General features: G+C 43.7%; 20 protein-coding genes. 12 read left to right on the top strand and 8 right to left on the bottom strand.

All coding sequences use genetic code 11. The features are described from left to right. From FW774_RS17755 to FW774_RS17770, 4 genes are read left to right on the top strand one after another with little or no spacing between them, the layout of a single operon-like run. Entirely contained in the window at positions 1–837 is an 837-nt protein-coding gene (locus FW774_RS17755; RefSeq protein ID WP_149349554.1) for a phytoene/squalene synthase family protein, read from the top strand. A 1-nt stretch (position 838) separates the two neighbouring features. Then, positions 839–1354, top strand: coding sequence for a hypothetical protein (locus FW774_RS17760; protein ID WP_149349555.1), 516 nt, complete (start codon positions 839–841; stop codon positions 1352–1354). Continuing rightward, the gene (locus FW774_RS17765) at positions 1347–2033 is read left to right on the top strand and encodes a lycopene cyclase domain-containing protein (RefSeq protein ID WP_149349556.1); all 687 of its coding nucleotides are present in this window, start codon (positions 1347–1349) and stop codon (positions 2031–2033) included. Before FW774_RS17760 ends, FW774_RS17765 begins: the two co-directional genes overlap by 8 nt. Further along, positions 2026–2268 (top strand): cytochrome b5 domain-containing protein, encoded by a 243-nt coding sequence (locus tag FW774_RS17770; RefSeq protein ID WP_149349557.1) that lies wholly within the window; start codon positions 2026–2028, stop codon positions 2266–2268. Before FW774_RS17765 ends, FW774_RS17770 begins: the two co-directional genes overlap by 8 nt. A 466-nt stretch (positions 2269–2734) precedes the next feature. On the opposite strand, the gene FW774_RS17775 is transcribed toward FW774_RS17770, so the two are convergent. From FW774_RS17775 to mqnC, 3 genes are all read right to left on the bottom strand, one after another. Continuing rightward, a complete protein-coding gene (locus FW774_RS17775) occupies positions 2735–3208 on the bottom strand; it encodes a VOC family protein (RefSeq protein ID WP_149349558.1) in 474 nt (157 codons plus the stop codon). Between the two features lie 11 nt (positions 3209–3219). Continuing rightward, positions 3220–3645: an SRPBCC family protein gene (locus tag FW774_RS17780; protein WP_149349559.1), complete on the bottom strand. Its 426-nt coding sequence runs from the start codon at positions 3643–3645 to the stop codon at positions 3220–3222. 615 nt (positions 3646–4260) lie between these two features. Beyond that, entirely contained in the window at positions 4261–5385 is a 1125-nt protein-coding gene (gene mqnC / locus FW774_RS17785; RefSeq protein WP_149349560.1) for a cyclic dehypoxanthinyl futalosine synthase, read from the bottom strand. Positions 5386–5723: 338 nt separating this feature from the next. Between mqnC and FW774_RS17790 the strand changes: the two genes are divergently transcribed. The 8 genes from FW774_RS17790 (at position 5724) to FW774_RS17825 (ending at position 14202) form a co-directional block, all read left to right on the top strand. Next, the gene (locus FW774_RS17790) at positions 5724–6797 is read left to right on the top strand and encodes a complex I subunit 1/NuoH family protein (RefSeq protein ID WP_149349561.1); all 1074 of its coding nucleotides are present in this window, start codon (positions 5724–5726) and stop codon (positions 6795–6797) included. A 102-nt stretch (positions 6798–6899) separates the two neighbouring features. Continuing rightward, complete coding sequence (locus FW774_RS17795; RefSeq protein WP_149349562.1) at positions 6900–7490, top strand: 4Fe-4S binding protein; 591 nt, start codon at positions 6900–6902, stop codon at positions 7488–7490. Next, positions 7490–8026, top strand: coding sequence for an NADH-quinone oxidoreductase subunit J (locus FW774_RS17800; protein WP_149349563.1), 537 nt, complete (start codon positions 7490–7492; stop codon positions 8024–8026). Before FW774_RS17795 ends, FW774_RS17800 begins: the two co-directional genes overlap by 1 nt. Then, complete coding sequence (gene nuoK / locus FW774_RS17805) at positions 8023–8328, top strand: NADH-quinone oxidoreductase subunit NuoK (RefSeq protein ID WP_149349564.1); 306 nt, start codon at positions 8023–8025, stop codon at positions 8326–8328. Before FW774_RS17800 ends, nuoK begins: the two co-directional genes overlap by 4 nt. A 57-nt stretch (positions 8329–8385) precedes the next feature. Beyond that, positions 8386–10437, top strand: a complete 2052-nt coding sequence (gene nuoL / locus FW774_RS17810; RefSeq protein WP_149349565.1) for an NADH-quinone oxidoreductase subunit L — start codon at positions 8386–8388, stop codon at positions 10435–10437. After that, entirely contained in the window at positions 10434–12029 is a 1596-nt protein-coding gene (locus FW774_RS17815) for a NuoM family protein (protein WP_149349566.1), read from the top strand. Before nuoL ends, FW774_RS17815 begins: the two co-directional genes overlap by 4 nt. Before the next feature lie 8 nt (positions 12030–12037). After that, a complete protein-coding gene (locus tag FW774_RS17820) occupies positions 12038–13543 on the top strand; it encodes an NADH-quinone oxidoreductase subunit N (RefSeq protein WP_149349567.1) in 1506 nt (501 codons plus the stop codon). Positions 13544–13614: 71 nt separating this feature from the next. Then, entirely contained in the window at positions 13615–14202 is a 588-nt protein-coding gene (locus tag FW774_RS17825; RefSeq protein WP_149349568.1) for a riboflavin synthase, read from the top strand. 4 nt (positions 14203–14206) lie between these two features. Here the strand turns inward: FW774_RS17825 and recN are convergent, their stop codons facing one another. From recN to FW774_RS17850, 5 genes are all read right to left on the bottom strand, one after another. After that, a complete protein-coding gene (recN, locus tag FW774_RS17830; RefSeq protein ID WP_149349569.1) occupies positions 14207–15874 on the bottom strand; it encodes a DNA repair protein RecN in 1668 nt (555 codons plus the stop codon). A 77-nt stretch (positions 15875–15951) separates the two neighbouring features. Further along, positions 15952–16848 (bottom strand): DUF4835 family protein, encoded by an 897-nt coding sequence (locus FW774_RS17835; protein ID WP_149349570.1) that lies wholly within the window; start codon positions 16846–16848, stop codon positions 15952–15954. Continuing rightward, complete coding sequence (gene coaBC / locus FW774_RS17840; protein ID WP_149349571.1) at positions 16841–18043, bottom strand: bifunctional phosphopantothenoylcysteine decarboxylase/phosphopantothenate--cysteine ligase CoaBC; 1203 nt, start codon at positions 18041–18043, stop codon at positions 16841–16843. Before coaBC ends, FW774_RS17835 begins: the two co-directional genes overlap by 8 nt. Positions 18044–18150: 107 nt before the next feature. Further along, positions 18151–18477 (bottom strand): DNA-directed RNA polymerase subunit omega, encoded by a 327-nt coding sequence (locus tag FW774_RS17845; protein WP_149349572.1) that lies wholly within the window; start codon positions 18475–18477, stop codon positions 18151–18153. A 73-nt stretch (positions 18478–18550) separates the two neighbouring features. Beyond that, positions 18551–19450 carry an outer membrane protein assembly factor BamD gene (locus tag FW774_RS17850; RefSeq protein ID WP_149349573.1) on the bottom strand — a complete coding sequence of 300 codons (900 nt, stop codon included), beginning with the start codon at positions 19448–19450 and terminating at the stop codon, positions 18551–18553. Positions 19451–20214 lie beyond the last annotated feature (764 nt).

A 20214-nucleotide genomic window follows, 5' to 3' on the forward strand; every position in this document is an offset into this window, starting at 1 on the left:
ATGATGAACTTGTATAACGATACCTGCTTTAAGTGCAGCAAGCTGATAACGCAGCAGTACAGCACTTCGTTTAGTTTGGGTATTAAAGCGTTCGGTAAAAAATTTCGTAATCCTATCTATGCTATCTACAGTTTTGTGCGGTATGCTGACGAGATTGTGGATACCTTTCATGAGCACGATAAATCCGAGCTTATTGAAGAGTTTAAGCTGGATACGTTCGAGGCGATAGAGTCCGGTATCAGCCTGAACCCGGTGTTGCAGGCATTTCAGTTAGTGGTTAACCAGTACCAGATCAGCCTGCAGCACATCGAAACTTTTTTTACCTCTATGGAGATGGATCTGTACCATACCTGCTATTCCAGGAGGGAGTATTCAAATTACATTTATGGTTCGGCCGAAGTGGTGGGTTTGATGTGCCTCAAGGTTTTTTGCGGAGATAATGAGGTTTTATACCTGCGCCTGGAGAGCTATGCCAAGCGGCTTGGCGCTGCCTTTCAGAAGGTTAATTTTTTGCGGGATATACTTGCCGATTACGAGGAGCGGGGCAGGGTTTATTTTCCGGGCATTGGCTTTGACGCGTTTAGCGCCACCGAGAAGGAAATTATTGAAGCGGATATTGAGCAGGATTTTAAAAAAGCGGTGTCGGGCATTAAGCTGTTGCCTGCCGGTGCCCGTCGCGGCGTTTATATTGCCTATGTATATTACCTGGATCTGTTTCGTAAGATCAGGCGTATGCCACCGCAGACTATTGTGACCAAGAGGGTGCGTATTTCGGATAGACGTAAAGCCTGGCTGATGGTGCAGGCGTTGGTGAAGAACCAGCTGAATGTTATCTGATATGATGCGACTGTTATTTGTGCTGGTATTATGCTATCATACCGCGTTTACCCAGGATATGAAAACGCTGCGAAACCGTTATTATGAGGCTTTACAACATGCCACTTCGGCGGATAAGCTATATGACGAGATGAAGGGAAAGACCATTAGCGACCCCTTGGTGATGGCTTACTGGGGCTCTGTACAGGCGTTGAAGGCCCGTTATTCCTGGAATCCGTATAACAAGATCAAATACCTGAAACAGGGCTTACAAACCTTGCAGCTGGCTGTTAACCGGGACGCCGGAAACCTGGAAATACGTTTTTTACGTTTTACGCTGGAATATTATATTCCGGCATTTTTAGGATATAGTAATGAGCTGACCACAGATCGTGTGAAAATTGTGGAATTACTCGGTAAAAAACGCTTCGGGAAATTGGATAAACCGCTTGTAATGAATATCGTGCAGTTTATGAAAGATAACGGTAAATGTACTCCGGCAGAACTGAAAGTACTAAACTCGGTAAGTTATGAATAAACAGTATACGTACCTGCTCATTAATTTTCTTACCGTTTTCTTTCCGGTTGCGCTTTCGTTTGATAAACGGGTGCAGTTTTATAAGCGTTGGAAGTTTATTTTCCCGGGTTTATTATGCACAGGTGTGCTGTTTTTGCTGTGGGATTATCTTTTTACTATTTATGATGTATGGTGGTTTAACCCGGCATACATTACTGAAATTTATTTTTTCAATCTTCCGGTTGAGGAGCTTCTCTTTTTTATTACCGTTCCGTTTGCCTGCCTGTTTATTTATGAATGTTTAAATCATTATGTTAAAACCGATATGCTGGCCGGCTGGAAAACTGTCATTAGCAGTACATTGGCGCTGCTGTGTGTATTTGCATTGATCCGTTATCCCGACAGGGTATATACCTGTATTACGTTTGGGCTATTGCTGGTATTGATCGTGTACGCCGCTTTTATCCGCCGGGTAGCTTACCTGAGCCGGTTTTACCTGGCATTTGCCGTTTCGCTTATTCCGTTTTATATTGTAAACGGATTGCTGACGGCTATCCCGGTGGTAATTTATAACGACCAGGAAAATATGGGGATCCGTATAGGTTCCATTCCTTTTGAAGATCATTTTTACGCTATGGCGATGCTCCTGCTCAACTGTATGTTTTTTGAGTATTTTAAAAAGAAACAAGTACATGAGTGAGGTTGCACTACCGGTTTACACCAAGTCGCAGCTGGCCTTACGCAATGGTCAGGATCGTGCTGAAATTTGGATTGCGTACCGCGGTCGGATATACGATGTTTCTGCCAGCCGGTTATGGAAACGCGGTATGCACTACGAGCATTGGGCCGGACAGGATTTAACCCATGAGCTGCAGGATGCCCCGCACACCGAATCGGTTTTTGAACGGTTTACCGTGGTGGGGATATTGGGGTAGCGAGATGATAAAGATACAGAACAGCGAAGCGGATAAGCGAAAATCCGGTTAAAAATTCAGGGTTTTATTCATAAAGCAGACCACAAGCCTAAATCTCCGGCAAGAAGCTCTCGTGCCCGAAAAACCAAATTCTTCTTTGACGCCGAGGCACTTACTTCGCATTTTAATAAGAAAAGCAAGGCCGGCAATGCTTCGGTTCCGGTAGCCCTGCTTTCTGTTCATACTGCGCACCCGGCCCGCTTATTCTTTCGCGGCGTTAGCCACAGGCCGGTATCCACGTCAATCAGGTTTAAATAGGTTAGGTCAGGCAAAGAACAGCTTCGACAACTTTTTAAAAGTTGTCGAAGCTCCGGCAAAAGGAAACTATCTGTGCTTTATCTGATAGTGCTCGGTTACAAAACGAGTGCATCATTATCCGGCGTTTGTAACGCCGTAAGTTTACTATAGCCGCTTGTGCTAAAAACGTTTAAGCGTTTGCCAGCGTCTCAATATCCAGTTTCTTCATTTGCATGAAAGCCTGGGTAACACGTTGAGCCCTGTCAGGATCACTCATTAGTTCCGGTAATATGGCGGGAACAATCTGCCAGGATAAGCCGAATTTGTCTTTCAGCCAGCCGCAGGGGCCTTCTTCGCCGCCCTCGCTAAGCTTACCCCAGTAATAATCTATTGCTTCCTGGTTTTCGCAGCTTACCTGGAATGAAATAGCTTCACTGAATTTAAACAAGGGGCCTCCGTTCAATGCAGTAAAACTTTGTCCGTTTAAGGTAAAGGCAACGGTCATTACGGTACCTTCCGGCATGCCGTGAGTTTCAAAGCCGGCTTTACCATAACGGCTTATCGCACCAATAGACGAATTTTTAAAGACAGATACATAAAAGTTTGCTGCCTCCTCCGCCTGCTTATCGAACCAAAGACAAGGTGTAATTTGATTGGTTTTCATGGTGATTCGTATTAATGAGTTTCAGTATATTTTTTAAAATTATCTAAAATGGTTTGCCAGCCGGCCCGCTGCATTTCAAGCGGATTGGTATTTTCAGGCTCAAAAGTTTCTGTTATTTGTGTGCCGGCATCAGTTTTACGAAACTGGACTTTGACCTTCCTGCCGTCATTAATGGTGTAGCCAATGCTTTCGTGCTCTTTGATCGAATCGTACACGTATTCAAAATCAAAGCTAAAGCTACCGTCTTTAGCAGCCATAGTGGTTTTACTTTTACCGCCTACCCTGAGATCCGTTTCAGCAAAAGGCGCATGCCAGTCATCAGATACAGCGCACCATTGCGTAATGTGTTCAGGAGCATTAAAATATTCCCATACCTTTTCTACGGGGGCATTTATTGTAGTTTCAACTGTAATGTTTGTTTTGCTTGTAGGTTCCATTTTTTTATGTTTTATATGTAATAACCAGTTAACAGTACAAAGGTGCATAAGCATTTCAAAACCTAAGAAGTGTAAAAACGTCAAATAGCGGGGTGTTTGCGACAGGCTTAGCCGGAAGTGCCTGCGATTCCGTTCGGTACTTTCAGGCTTTCCAAACTTAACAGATACACCACCCAATCCCGGCAATTTCGTGTTATTTCTGATAATACATACTTTTGGAAGTGGCTGCAAATAAAATACTATAAAAGAGGTGTTTGTACGCAACCTCGCCGTTACAGATCAAAATAAGGGATGATGAAGAATAAACTTTGGATACTTTTTTCGCTATATTTTTCTCATGTCAGGCTAAGGTTGATAATGATCTCCATGTAATCAACGCATTTGTTAAAGATCTGTCTTCTGATACTGATCAGGAAGAAGATTATTCAACGATATTTTCGCTGTAATAATAGCGAAGCCGATAGTACGGCAGTGGCCTTTTTGAAGAAACAGCTGAGATATTTACATGATCATAGCATTGTGAGCGGCAAGGCGGTTTCCACTATAGCTAAAGGAAATAAACGCGTATTTCTGAAAATTTGCGATCAATAACTATTTTGAGCTGTTAAATATGCTCTAATAATCTATTACCTGCTCCTCTATTTGCGGGGGCATTTCCCTGAAACGGTACTGCTGGTCGCGTAGCTGCGGCTCAAAACCGGCCTCGCGTATGGATTGCTGAATTCCCTTTGCCGTGAAACGGTGCGGAGCTCCGGCAGCCGAAACCACATTTTCTTCGATCATAATAGAGCCGAAATCGTTAGCTCCGCTGTGCAGGCACAATTGAGCAACCTGCTTACCCACCGTTAACCACGATGCCTGGATATTTTTAATGTTAGGAAGCATGATACGGCTCAGGGCGATCATACGGATATACTCATCGCCGGTAACGTTATTGCGGATGCCGCGTATTTTTCTTAGCAGCGTACCGTCGTCCTGGAAAGGCCACGGAATAAAAGCCGTAAAGCCTTTGGCATGTTCCGGTTTCTCTGATTGCACTTCACGTATCCATACCAGGTGTTCAAACCGTTCATCTATGGTTTCCACATGGCCGAACATCATGGTTGCCGATGTTGGCAGATCCAGCTTATGTGCAGCCCGCATCACATCCAGCCATTCCTGTCCGCCGCATTTACCTTTGGAGATCAGCCTGCGGACGCGGTCGTTTAATATCTCGGCTCCGGCGCCCGGTAAGGAATCCAGTCCGGCTTCCTTTAACGCTTTTAACACATCATAATGCGACATGTTTTCCAGCTTGGAAACATGGGCAATTTCCGGCGGCCCTAACGAATGTAGTTTCAGGGTAGGGTAGAGCTCTTTGAGTTGTTTGAACAGGTTCACATAAAATTGCAGACCCAGGTCGGGATGATGGCCGCCTTGCAGCAGCAACTGGTCGCCGCCAAAGCGAAAGGTTTCTTCAATTTTACGTTTATAGGTTTCTATATCGGTAATGTAGCTGTCGGGATGCCCGGGACGTCTGAAGAAGTTGCAAAACTTACAATTGGCAATACAAACGTTGGTTGTATTTACATTCCGGTCAATTTGCCAGGTTACCTTTCCATGCGGCACCTGCTTTTTGCGTAATTCATTGGCTACGTATGCCAATTCGGCCGTAGCGGCATGATTAAACAGGTAAACTCCCTCTTCTTTGCTGAGAAATCTGAACCGGAGCGCCCGCTGCAACAAATCTGAACTATTCATTAATGCAAAGGTAACAGTTTTGGCGGAGTAGTGTATATATTGTATTGCGTATTGCGTACCGGGTATTGCGTATTGTTGTCGTTGTTAGTATCGAGTAGTTAGTTTCGAGTATCAGGTATAAATCAGATTACGTTTTGAGGTTGCTTTTCTTTTGTTCTCTCGTTGTTCGCCTTCCACCTTCCACCTTCCTGCCTTATTTAGACGTCTTCCACATTAGAACAGATTTTCAATAGAGTGCCTGTTGAATTGATAAATTTTAAAAAATCTATGATTTATATAGACTAACTTATAAAATATCCCGGCGAATGTGTAAGTTTGCGTTTGTTAAATAACCTGGTTTGAATTTTTATCTCGCATATATTCTTGTCGCGGTTTTGCTGTTCTCCTTTACGGCAGTATTTGCTTTAATGGCCGTATATGCCGAGCGGAAGATTTCGGCCTTCATCCAGGACAGGCTGGGCCCTATGGAAACCGGGAAATATGGGAGTTTACAAACCTTTGCAGACATCCTGAAACTCTTCCAGAAAGAATTTATTATTCCCACTGTTGCAGATAAAGCGCTCTTTTTAATAGCGCCTGTTATTATTTTCCTGGCAGTTTATATGGGCTTTGTCGCCCTGCCCTGGGCGCCGGGTGTATCTCCGGCTTCGCTGAACCTGGGGATTTTTTACCTCTTCGCCATTTTGTCGGTAGAAACAGTAGGTATTTTAATGGCCGGCTGGGGTTCTAATAATAAATATGCGTTACTGGGAGCTATGCGTTCCGTAGCGCAGATCGTGTCGTATGAAATACCAGCAGGTTTTGCGCTAATCTCGGCATTGATGATTTCACAATCTCTTGATTTGCAGGAAATCACGTTGCGGCAGGGCATTTTAACTGATAGCGAAGTGATAAAGTTCCTGGGTATTGTACAGGTGCAGGATATAGGCGGCATACTGGCATGGAATATTTTTCAGGCTCCGCACCTGCTTGTTGCCTATATCATTTATTTCATCGCCTCGCTGGCCGAATGTAACCGTGCTCCGTTTGATATTCCCGAAGCTGAATCAGAGTTAGTTGCGGGTTTCCATACCGAATATTCATCGCTGCGTTTTGCTTTTATATTTTTGGCCGAGTATTCCATGATGTTTTTGGTAGGGATAATCGGGGTGATATTATTTTTAGGCGGCTGGAATACACCATTGCCGAATATCGGTGCGTTAAAGTTAGCTGCGTGGACAACGGGAGTGGCCTGGGGATTATTCTGGATCATGTTAAAAACGCTGCTTATTGTGGGGGCACAAATGTGGATACGCTGGACACTTCCCCGTTTACGGGTAGACCAGCTCATGAGCCTCTGCTGGAAAATTTTAACACCACTGGCGTTTATTTGTATGGTTATATCAGGCGTGTGGAAGCTGGCGGTAATGTAGTTGTTGGTTGGTTAGTTGTTTGTGATTAATTAGTTGTTGTGGGTTATGGGTTAGGCGGTGTCTCGTGTCTGACATCTTATATCTCACATCTGATAGATAAAAATGCTGTTAAATAAATTTACATCGGCGGTAAAAACATCATGGAAAGGTCTATGCCTTACCCTGAAGCACCTGTTTGCCGCCCGGCACAGCCGTGATGTGAAAAACATTAAAAGCAGCAATTACTTTGAGCAGCAGGAAGGTGTTGTTACGGTTCAGTATCCGCACCAGCAATTGCCGGTACCCGAGGTAGGTCGCTATCAGCTTGACGTTGAGATTGACGATTGCATTGTGTGCGACCTCTGCGCAAAAATCTGTCCGGTAGATTGTATTGAAATAGAAAGTATAAAGGCTACCGAGGCTATTGGTCAAACGTCCGACGGTACAGTTAAACGCTTGTACGCGGCAAAGTTTGATATCGATATGGCCAAATGTATGTATTGCGGGTTATGTACGGTGGTTTGTCCTACAGAATGTATTACCATGACCAGTCAATACGATGTCAGCGTACCTAAGATGACAGACCTGATATATCCTTTTGCGGAAATGACGCCCGAAGAAATAGCCGAAAAGCGGGCAGCATTTGAAAAACAGCAGGCCGAAAAGCAAGCTGCCAAAGAAGCAGCATTACGGGCACAAAAACAGCAGGAATAATGACGGAGCTTGTTTTTTACATATTTGCGTTTTTGGTGCTATTATCCGCCTTACTTGCGGTTACCGTGAGCGGACTGGTGCGTTCTATATTCCTGTTTTTTGCCACCTTGTTTTCTGCTGCGGGCCTGTACGTGTTCGCTCTGGCCGATTTTATTGCTATAACACAGGTAATTGTGTACGTAGGAGGTGTATTGGTATTGATGCTGTTTGCCTTCATGCTGTCAGATAAAGATGTGCTGAACACCCTGCAAAAAATGCAGCAAAAAGTTTTTGGAATGCAGCACATTGCGGCTTTGCTGGTAGCTGTTGCCTTTTTAGTTGTACTGGTGACGGTTATTACAAAAACAGATGCTGAAATCCCCGGGTGGATGCAGGTATCGCCCGAAAAATTTGTTCAGCCGGAAGATAATACCGCAAACTTAATCGGAGTGCAGGTGATGACACGGTACCTATTGCCGTTTGAGCTGGTATCGGTATTTTTAATGATGGCGCTGGTTGGTGCAGCCCATATTGCCAGAAAGGAGCCCCGGTCATGATCCCGTTCACCCATTTTATGTTGGTAGGCGCCATACTGTTTTGTATCGGTTTATATGCCGTTTTAACCAAACGAAATGCCATACAAATCCTTATCGGGATAGAATTCATGATTAATGCGGCTATTATTAATTTTGTGGCCGCCGGGCAATACGATAAAGACCGGATGGGTGGACAATTATTTGCCCTGTTTGCTATTGTGATGGCTGCCGCAGCCGTAGCTGTAGCGCTGGCGATTATTTTAAAAGTATATCAGCATTATAAAACAATAGATCCCGACAAGATAGACCAGTTAAGAAATTAGCAGTTGTAACCCCGAATAATTGGGATTTCGCTGCGCTCAACTTTAAACTTTAAACTTTTGACATTAGATACGCCAGTAGTTTTAACGGATTTAGCCATTGCGGCGGCAATATTGCCCCTGCTTTCTTTTCTAGTTACTGGTTTGTTCGCGAAACCCGGCAAGGGCGCTTTTCTGGCTATCCTTACCATTGCTATTAGCTTCATATTATCCGCAATTGTATTCAGCCAAACCTGGAACCGTTTAGATATTCATCAGCAATATGTCTGGTTTACTATCGGTAACACGTCATTTTATGCCGGTATATTGCTGAATAACCTCGGTTCGTTGATGCTGTTGCTGGTATCGGGTATAGCCTTATTGGTGCATATTTACTCTACCGCGTACATGAAAGGCGATGCTTACCTGCACCGTTATTGGGCGCATCTGAGCTTGTTTTGCTTTTCAATGCTAAGCATGGTTATTGCCGACAACCTGTTATTGATTTACATATTCTGGGAGCTGGTTGGCTTTTCATCTTACCTGCTGATTGGCTTTTGGTTTACCCGCGATGCGGCCGTTCAGGCCAATAAAAAAGCGTTCATTGTTAACCGGATTGGCGATTTAGGTATTCTGTCGGGCCTCATGATTGTATTTACCCAGTTCGGTACATTTGATTTGCAGCAGCTTTTAGGAGAAAATGGCCTTATCATCAATGCCTTTGTGCAGAATGGCGAATGGATTAACGGAGTACATACCATGCCCGCTGTCTGGCTTACGGTCGCGGGCCTGGGATTTGTATTGGGAGCTATCGCCAAATCAGCGCAGTTTCCACTGCATGTATGGCTGCCCGATGCGATGGAAGGGCCAACGGCAGTTTCGTCGCTGATTCACGCCGCTACTATGGTTGCCGCGGGAATTTTCCTGCTTGCCCGTCTGTTTCCGTTGTTCAATGATACCGTACTGTTAGTCATCGCTATAACCGGAACGCTGACAGCACTGATGGCTGCCACCATTGCATTGGTACAAAACGATATTAAAAAAGTATTGGCCTATTCAACCATCTCGCAGTTGGGTTTTATGATGCTCGCTATTGGCATCGGACAATACAGCGCAGCCATTTTCCACCTCACCACGCATGCCTTTTTTAAATGTTTGCTGTTCTTATCAGCAGGGGCGGTTATTCACGAAATGCATCATGTAAAACAGGTTGCTCCCGTAGATTTCGATCACCAGGATATTCGCAATATGGGTGGTTTACGCAAGCACATGCCGGTTACTTTCATCGCAATGCTTGTTGCCTCATTGGCATTGATAGGTATTCCGCTTACATCAGGATATTTGTCCAAAGATGCCATCCTGATATCCTCATTTGAATGGGCTGCTTTACGCGGGTCATGGAGTAAAATCATTCCTGTTACGGCGCTTATCACCAGCTGGCTGACCGCGTTCTATACCGCCCGCTTATTTTTCAAGGTATTTTTGGGTAAAAACCGCTGGCGCATTTTATCTCCCGAAGGACATATTCACGAAGCTCCTCCAGCCATGCGTTACCCGCTGGTCATATTAGCATTGTGCAGTACTTTTCTTATCTTTTCGGTAAACCCCTTATTGTACGAAGATGCTTGGTTGCTGCGTGGCTTCCCCGCGGTAGAAAGCCTTGAGCGTATCAATATCATTCATACCGTTATCCCGGCATTGGTTAATTTGCTGGCCATTCTCATTATCTATTTTGCCTGGCAGCAATATGCCCGGCGGGATAAGACCATATTTACCAATCGCGGCTTTTTCTATGATTTTGCCTTTAATAAGTGGTATATCGATAATTTATACCAGGCAGCGATAATTAAGCGGGTACTTAACCTCGCCGCTTTTGTCAGGGGATTTGACCGGGTAATAGTTGACGGTATGGTACATTTGCTGGCTAAAGTGGGCCAGGCGCTTGCCACGCTTTCAGCCTGGCTTGATACCTATATTGTAGATGGACTGGTGAATGGCGTGGGCATTTTATCAAAAAGCATCGGTAACTTTGCCCGGAATATGCAAACCGGAAAATTGCAGCATTATTTACTGATTACCTTATTTATTGTGATAACATTTTTTATTGTAACCTATTTTAGCCTGGCGATATGATTCTGTCTGTACTCACATTTCTCCCCTTATTGTCGGCTTTATTGATAGTACTTCTGCCCACGGCCTGGCAGCAGCGATATAAATACATTACGCTGCTAACAACGCTGGTACAGGTTATTATCAGCATATATATATACCTTAATTTTGCGGATAATCAGGCCGGTGTAACCCGGGAACAGGGTTTTCAGTTTGTAGAGCACCGTTCGTGGATAGGGTTAGACTTAGGCTCGCTGGGGCGGTTGCAGATAGATTATTTTATGGGATTAGACGGTTTATCCATGCCGTTTATGCTGCTAACATCGGTTATCATGTTCGTGGCCGCCTTATCGTCTTGGGAAATAACACGTAACCTGAAAGGTTATTTTGCATTATTCCTGCTGCTGGATACTGCCGTGATCGGTGTATTTGGTGCGCTGGACTTCTTTTTATTCTATATTTTCTACGAATTGATGTTGTTGCCATTGTATTTCCTTATCGGGATGTGGGGCGGTGTGCGACGTGAATATGCCGCCATCAAATTCTTTTTATATACCTTGTTCGGCTCTGTATTTATGTTGCTGGTGATGATTGGGCTGTATTTCTCGGTAAACGACCCGGTTACCGGAAACCATACCTTTAACATCCTGCAAATGATGAACCCCAATAATTATACGGATGGAGCGCTGTTCTCACAAATTGCTAACCAGCAATTATTTGGTATCCCGGCAAGGTTATTGGCATTTATTATTTTGTTCATTGCTTTCGCGATAAAGGTTCCGATAGTGCCCCTGCATACCTGGCTGCCCGATGCGCACGTAGAAGCTCCAACGCCGGTTTCCATTATCCTGGCGGGTATATTACTAAAAGTTGGCGGATATGGAATTATGCGTATCTGTTTCGGTATTTTCCCCGATGCGGCTATCCATTCGGCCTGGTGGCTGGGATTAATTGGGGTAGTTTCCATTTTATACGGTGCTTTAAATGCTCTGGCTCAAACCGATTTGAAACGCCTGATTGCTTATTCATCCGTATCGCACATGGGTTTTGTATTGTTGGGTGTTGCTTCGGTAACTGCCGAAGGCGCCAGCGGAGCCATGATGCAGATGGTGAGCCACGGTTTTCTGTCAGCGATGCTGTTCTTCCTGGTTGGCGTACTGTACAACCGTGTTCACAACCGCGAAATTGCTAATTTCAGGGGACTGGCGCTCATTATGCCCCAGTATACCGTGTTTATTATGATTGCCTTCTTTGCTTCGCTCGGTTTACCCGGATTTTCCGCCTTTATCGCCGAAGTGTTCAGCCTGATTGGGGCATTTAATTCACAAAGCATAAACGGACTGTTACCACGTTGGATGGCTGTTGGTGGCTCGGTAGGTATTTTATTGGGAGCCGCTTATTTTCTGTGGACACTGCAACGTATGTTTTTCGGGCAAACCCGGCTTTGGGGTGGCGAAGAATGGCGTACACAGCTTACTGATGTATCTGTAAGAGAGAAACTAGCCCTGGTTCCTATGGCCGCCCTGGCTTTGGTGCTGGGTGTATTTCCATCGCTGGTATTTGATAAAATCAATACCTCCGTGCTTGAGTTTGTTAACCATGTATTGAATAAGTAGCGTTAACAATGCAGCAATCAATATCGCAGTCAATAAACGAAATTCTTTACGGCTTAGGCTATTTGCTGCCTGAACTTGCGCTTACCGCGTTGTTTATTATTGTAATTATTACGGGTTTATTTACCGGTAAAAGGGCTGATAAAGTAACCGGTATAGTAAGTTTTACAGGACTGCTTATTGCAGGATATTTTACTGCCGGACAACTAACAACCGAAAGTACGGTTTCGTTGTTTGGCGGTATGATAGCGCTTAGTCGCCTGGCTGTTTACCTGAAGCTGATTTTGCTGTTGTGCGGCATGCTATTCCTGCTTTTTACACAAATAAACGCCGAACTGCAACAACATAAAAAGGGACTTTCAGATTTGTATGCTATCGTCATAGCAACCCTGTTGGGAATGAACTTTATGGCCATGACAGCCAATCTGCTCATGTTGTATCTTTCGGTAGAAATGGTTTCGGTAGGTTCATACCTCATGGTGGGCTACGTAAGCAGCAATACCCGGCAATCGGAAGCAGCTATAAAATATGCTCTGTTCGGAGCCGTATGTTCGGCTGTGATGCTCTATGGCATCTCATTATTGTATAGTTTTACCGGTACGCTGGTATTGGATAATGAGTTTATTGCCAATTTACGTGTCACACCACAATTGGGCGCCTCGCTGGCAGTTTTACTGGTTTTGGCAGGCATCGGGTTTAAATTATCTTTTGTTCCGTTGCATTTCTGGACACCCGATATTTATGAAGGAGCTTCAACACCGGTAACCGCTTTTTTATCTACCGCGGGAAAAGTCGCAGCTTTTGGTGTTGTCATTCGTTTCCTGCTGGCATTTAGTCCGCGACATGGTTTTTTGATTGTTGATTTCCAGCAACTGCTCAGTATAATTGCTATCATCACCATGATTATAGGCAATTTTGCGGCGATATGGCAGGATAATATCAAGCGTATGCTGGCCTACTCTTCAATCGGGCACACCGGTTTTATCATGATGGCCTTAATTGCTTTTAGCGATGCGTCGGCAAAAGCGATGATTTTCTACCTGTTTGTTTATACCCTGATGAATATGGCCGCGTTCATGCTGGCAGATTACATTGAACAGAAAACCGGAACATTAAAAATTTCGGAATACAAGGGATTCGGTAAAAAACTTCCCTTAGCTTTTTGTGCGCTGGTCATTGTATTGCTGTCGTTAATTGGTTTTCCAGCTACTGCCGGGTTTATTGCCAAGGTTCTGGTATTCTCTTCGGCGCTGGAGTTGTATAACTTTTCAGGCTCGGTTTTATTGCTGATACTAATGGCTATGGGCGCTCTTACAACGGTAGTATCTTTGTTCTACTATTTCAAAATACCGCTTTTTGCCTATCTCAAAAAGCCGGATGCGGAACCTGTAATTTTCTCTTTGCCGAAGAACGCCGCTTTCGGCTTATATATTTCGGCTGGCCTTGCATTGTTGCTTGTTGTGTTTGGTCTGTTCCCTCAATTGGTAAATGGTTGGGTTGAGTTGACTATCAGGTAATAATCAAAACCAAAATATTCAGAATTTATCCATATTTTAATTACTTTTAATTTGTATAGTAATAAGATAACGTGTTTACAGGAATCATAGAAACCTTAGGCCGGGTAACTGGTCTGGAGCAGGAGGGAACCAACCTGCATATTACGGTAAACTCCGATATATCATCGGAACTCAAAATAGACCAATCGGTTGCGCATAACGGTGTATGTTTAACGGTGGTCAGGCAATCCGGTGATAGTCATGTGGTAACGGCTATCCAGGAAACGCTGATAAAATCTAATTTATCCTGCCTGCAAGTAGGCGATTCTGTAAACCTGGAGCGTTGCATGCCTATGAATGGTCGGCTGGATGGCCATATTGTACAAGGGCATGTAGACCAAACAGCCATTTGTACCGAGGTAATGGCATTTGATGGAAGCTGGCAGTATACCTTTGAGTATGACGCGTTACCGGGAAATGTAACGGTTGAAAAAGGTTCTGTTTGCGTCAATGGCATCAGCCTGACTGTGGTTAATTCACGGGAGAACAGCTTTTCGGTTGCGATTATCCCGTACACGTATGAACATACCACAATGCAGCATGTGAAAGAGGGGACATTAGTCAACCTGGAATTTGATATTATAGGCAAATACGTAGCCCGGTTAACAAAGTCGTATTGATTGATTAACCTTTCTGTATCAATTCCCTGGCATGGCTGACGGCATGTTCGCCGGGATTAGCGCCGCCCAGCATTTTAGCTATTTCTTCCACACGTTCATCAGGCGAAAGCCGTGTGATATTGCTCAATGTTATGCCGGATTCTTCGTATTTGTATACCCGGTAATGGGCATTGCCTTTGCTGGCTATCTGGGGCAGGTGGGTAATAGCGATAACCTGCATGTCTTCTGCCAGCTTCTCCATCATATTGCCAACCTTTAAGGCTATTTCTCCCGAAATTCCGGTATCTATTTCATCAAATATGATGGTAGGCAAAGCGATATGCCTCGAGATCAGCGATTTTATACAGAGCATTAACCGCGAAAGCTCGCCGCCTGAAGCGACTTTGTTCATTGGTGCTGGCGCTTGCCCCTTATTTGCCGAAAACAGGAAGCGAATAGCGTTTCTTCCGTTGATATTTAGATTATCATCACTAAACGTAGTATTTTCAATTTTGAGCACAGCGTCGGGCATACCCACATCGGCAAGTAGAGTGGATATTTTCTGCTCCAGTTGAGGGATGATTTCATTACGGCTTGCCGACAGGTTGTCTGCCAGGTCAACCAGTTCGGCGAATAACAGTTTTAAATCCGCTTTTAGAGTTTCAATGGCTTCATCAGTGAATAGCATGGAATTGAGCTTATCTGAAACCGTATCGCGTATGGCTTTAAGTTCGGCTATGGTGCTTACCCGGTGCTTTTTTTGCAGGGAGTAAATACTATCCAGGCGCTCATTGACAGTCAATAACCGTTCTTCGTCAATGAGAGTATGTTGTTCTACCTGCTCAATTTCGGCCTGGATATCTTTTAATTCAATTAACAGGCTTTCCAGGCGTGTGCTCAGGTCTGATAACCGCGGATTAAACTTTTCGGATTGCCGAACCATTGCCAGGCTTTCTTTTAACTGAACCCCTGCCGGGTTTTCGCCCTCGCTTATCAGGATTAAAGCTGCCAGCAGATTTCGCTTGATTTCTTCGGCATGACTTAAAGCACCTAGTTCCAGCTCTAATTGTTGTTGCTCTTCATCATCATTCAGAGCCGCTTTTTCCAATTCGTCAAACTGGAATTGCAGATAATCGGCATCTGCCTTAGCCTGTTCGCTTTCGCGGATGAGCACTTCCAGTTCAGCCTGTTTTTTGCGGTAAGCGCTAAATGTATCGCGGTAGCGGCTTAGCAGCGCTTTGTTACCTGCCATAACATCAACTACCAGCAGTTGAAAGGCATCGTCGTTTATTTCGAGCGTAGCATGTTGCGAGTGAATATCAATCAGTTGTTCGCCCAGTTGCTTTAATACTGAAAGTGTTACCGGAGTATCGTTAATAAAAGCCCGGGAGCGGCCATCGGCGGCAATTTCACGCCGCAAAAGCGTTTCATTCTGGTAATCCAGGTCATTATCTTCAAAGAAACCATTAAGCTGATAATTGCCAATGCTAAAAGTACCTTCGATAATACATTTCTGTTGCTGATTGACGAGGTAACGGCTTTCGGTACGCTGTCCCAATATCAGCGATAAAGCACCCAGGATAATGGATTTTCCGGCTCCGGTTTCGCCGGTAAGAATATTCAACTGGTTGGAAAACGAAATATCCAAGGTATCTATAAGGGCATAATTCTGAATGAATAACCGGCTAAGCATAGTATAAACAGTACAATTAACGTATCTGCAAATATGCAAATTAGTTTTTTCCCTTCAGCAGGATAGAGGCCACTAAGCTATTTTTTTAGCAAGTTATACTTGTTAATGTTTGCCGGGTCAAGCGAAGTAAGCAGGTTGTATGTTTTAATTTTATCCTGAGGCGACGCCTGGCCAACCACGTTGACCAACTCGTCGGCCTTAGCCGTAAAGAAGAGTTGCGTAAGCATAGAACCCTGTTTCATCTTGTCTATTTTCTGGAGCCCGGGTAGTGCCGCGATAATTTGCTGGCGACCTTTGGTCTGGTTATCGTACATGATATCCAATCCGTTCCGGTGATAGGTATATAGCATTTCCCGTAAGGGATTGAATATTTTGTTGTTAAGATTTTCGGCTAGCCAATAGCGATTTTTAAGGCTTTCAAAGGCTTTCCAGCCGCTAAACGAAGCATTTTGGGCATTGGTAACTACGGCTTGAGCCTTGTTATAATAAGGCGTTCCGCCATATTTCGCAAAGCTGTCATAATCAAGACCAACTATAACATAAGCGTAAAAGGCCAGCAATGAGCTTAAATTATTACCATAAGTTTGGTCGCTGTAATCAAGCGGCTGCCCTTCAGAATAGCTGAAATTAAAGTCCTTATCGCTGATATTTAACAAAGTGGAATTGTACGTTGTGCCGTATACCGGGCGACTGGACTGTATCTGTGCTTCGGCCTTAAACGTAGCCGAACCATCCCATTCGGTAATGTTAATTACAAAGTTGCAATCAATGCGTTCCTGTGGCTGAAACTTATCGGTACTCCATTTACGGTTGTTCAGAAAATCGCGTATAACCGTTTCCAGGGTTTTTAAAGGCTGTTTATTGGTATTCTGAACCTGCGGCGAAAGAATCTGCACACGGGCATTCAAGTCCTGGCTATGTACTTGCCGGATGGCCAGCATAAAGCAAACTATTATGAAACAACGTTTAATCATGAGCCATTAAAGCTACAATTTTTTTACAAATATCATCGGCTACTTCAACTTTGGATTTTAGCTCAAAATACTCCTTGTTTAGTTGCCGGTCAATAATGGTAACCTTATTATAATCGCCTTTAAAACCGGCATTTTTGTCGTTTAACGAGTTAAGCACAATAAAATCCAGGTTTTTCTTTTTGATTTTGGCTATGGCATTAGCCTCCTCGTGTTCAGTTTCTAAGGCAAAGCCAATTAAAAGTTGCCCCGGCTTTTTTCTTTTACCCAACTGAGCCAGGATATCGGTTGTTTTAGTCAGAGCTATATTAAGTGAGCCCGAATCCTTTTTGATTTTTTGCGGAGCAACGGTATCAGGCTTATAATCAGCAACAGCGGCACTCATCACGGTAATATCAGCATCACCAAAATTATCGGTTGCGGCAATTAACATTTCATCAGCCGAGGTAACGGCTATCTTCTTAATATTTGCGGATGATCGTAAGGATGTAGGGCCGCTAATCAGCGTAACATCGGCGCCGAGCTGTTCAAGCCGTTCGGCTATGGCATAGCCCATCTTGCCCGAAGAATGATTACCAATAAAGCGTACCGGGTCAATAGCCTCGTACGTGGGGCCGGCGGTTACCAGTGCCTTTTTACCTGTTAACGGGAGTTTTTTTTTTAGTTCTCCGGTAAGAAACGAAATAATGTCTTCCGGTTCAGCCATGCGACCTTCGCCGGTCAATCCGCTGGCCAGTTCGCCGTAAGCAGGCTTGATCAGTATGTTTCCGTACGATTGTAATTTGGCGATGTTCTGCTGGGTTGCAGGATGATGCCACATGTCCAAATCCATGGCCGGAGCAAAATATACCGTGTTCTTTGCCGATAAATAAGCCGCCAGCAAAAGGTTATCGCATATACCCGATGCCATTTTTGCAATTGTATTGGCGCTTGCCGGTGCAATAAGTATCAGGTCAGCCCATAAGCCTAATTCCACGTGGCTATGCCATTCGCCACTTTCCGGGTTGTAATAAGCCGTAAGTACCGGATTTTTAGACAGTGTAGCTAACGTAAGGGGAGTAATGAACTGCGTGGCATCAGCAGTCATGATTACTTTGACATTTGCGCCAGCTTTAACCAGCAAGCGTATTAAATGGGCAGATTTATAACTTGCTATACTGCCGCAAACGCCAAGTAATATATTTTTGTTAGTAAGCATGGCCCTTATAGGAGGGTATCCAAAAAGCCTGATTTTTCAGCCTCATTATATTTTATACAAAAGTCTCAGGTATAATGAAACTACTTTTAACTTTCAGCGCTCCACTTTCAACCCTCTTGCTTTGACGGGTTACGGTAGTACACCTTATGATTTAAAAATTCATCAATAGCAATTAACGTTGGTTTAGGCATCCGCTCGTAATGCTTAGAGATTTCTATTTGCTCCCTGTTTTCAAATATTTCTTCCAGGTTGTCATTAGACGAAGCAAATTCAGACAGTTTGCTGTGCAATTCCTCTTTCATATTAGCAGCAATCTGGTTAGCTCTTTTTGCAATAATTACAAGCGACTCGTAGATGTTGCCCGTTTCCTGGTCAAGCTGACGTACATCACGGGTAACGGTTGATGTTGGTATAACGTTTTTTGTAGTGCTCATGTTAATATGATTGATCTTTAATATTTACTTCTTTTAATCCTAAACAGATAGTTTAATTTCGGCTTCCGGATTTTTAATTTTGACTTTTCAATTTTGATTTTTCAACAGTATCAGCCTTGGCATTCTGGTTTTGAGCGGCCAGCAGACTTTTAACCCGTTTAATTTTTTCCTCGGCATTTTGCTTTACCTCGGTAGCCTCTTTCAGGTATTTACTTTTGGGATAATCCTCAACAAACTCATTGTACATATCAATGCATTCGTTAAATCGCTCCTCCTGCTTGCTTTCAATACTATTAGAAGCATACAGGTATTGCGCTTTGATCATCAGGTACGTCATTTCCTCCGCATACTTGGTGTCCGGGTAATCACGCATCACATTTTTAAAAGCAATTACAGCCGAACGGTAATTTTGCGGATCATAATCGCCGGTATCATAGTACAGCTTGGCATTAGCGTATGCCTTGGTTTCAAGCTTATTACGCAGATTATCAATCAATTTGCTGGCCTCGGCAGCACGCTGACTTTGCGGATAGAAGTTAATAAACAGCTGTAAAGCATCAATAGCCTTTACCGTATTCTCCTGGTCAAGCGAATAATTAGGCGAATCCAGGTAATAGCAATAGCCATACATATAGCGGCATTCCTCGGCCCTCGGACTATTTGGATACGTATCAGCAAAAACCTTAAACTGGTACCGTGCCGTAATATAATCTTTCAGGTAATAGTTGGTATAAGCGTTATAATAAGTCAGGTCTTCCGCTTCGGCCCGGCCCCGGTAGCGTTGCATTAAGTCGTCAAATAATAACAAGGCCTTGCTGTAATCTTTCTTATTATATAAACGTATAGCTTCCTGGTATTTTTTGGCAGTATCGTTGCTCGCACGAAGCTTCTCGAACTTGCTTTTACAACTGATAATAACAACCGTTGACAAAGCAACCAGTGTCCATAAAATGATCCGCCTGTTTTTAAACATTTTGCAAAGATAAGGTAAATAAGTAATATGTCAATGTAAATCAATCGTGCACGAAAGTATAGCATAATAGGTAAATTAACATTGGTTTAACAAAGTTTAACATTTAATCATGAATGGATAGTACCGGTTAGCCCGGGTCAGGCCCTTTTAATTTTGACTTTTAACTTTTTGAAAAGGGAGGCCCGTATTGCTTCGTTCCCGGTAGCCCTGCTTTACATTCATACTACACGGCAGACCCGCTTGTTCCTTTCGCACGGCCTTAGCCACAGGCCGGTATCCATTTCAATCAGGTTTAAATAAGCCAGGGCAATCCTTCGTCGGTTAGAATATTGGTAGTTTAGTTTGTTGGAGTTTTATTTGTTCTATAAGTCGTACTGTGGGTAGCAATTCCACAATTCAGCAATAGAACAATTTAACACCAATACAATAATATTAAGCGAAGACCTGAAGCTTCGGGATAACGATCTAACAATTGAGCAATGCGTAATTCCTTGTCCAACAGATTTTTTTAAAGCCCAGGCTTTCCCACTATAAGCTATGAACCATAAACCATAAGCCATTTCCCGTACAATTTTTAACTTTTCCCTTTTTACTTATCCATACAATATGTATCTTTGTTGCCCCGAAAGCGAGTTTCGGACTATTTGAAATCCTTCAAAAAATATTTTGAAAATTCTCTTGCGCTTCACATAAAAACGTCATACTTTTGCGCTCGCTTTCGCGATGAGGGCGTATAGGGAAGAAGGGGTTTATAGGGGTATAAG

It is taken from the genome of Pedobacter sp. BS3 (assembly GCF_008274585.1).
GTDB lineage: Bacteria > Bacteroidota > Bacteroidia > Sphingobacteriales > Sphingobacteriaceae > Hufsiella_A.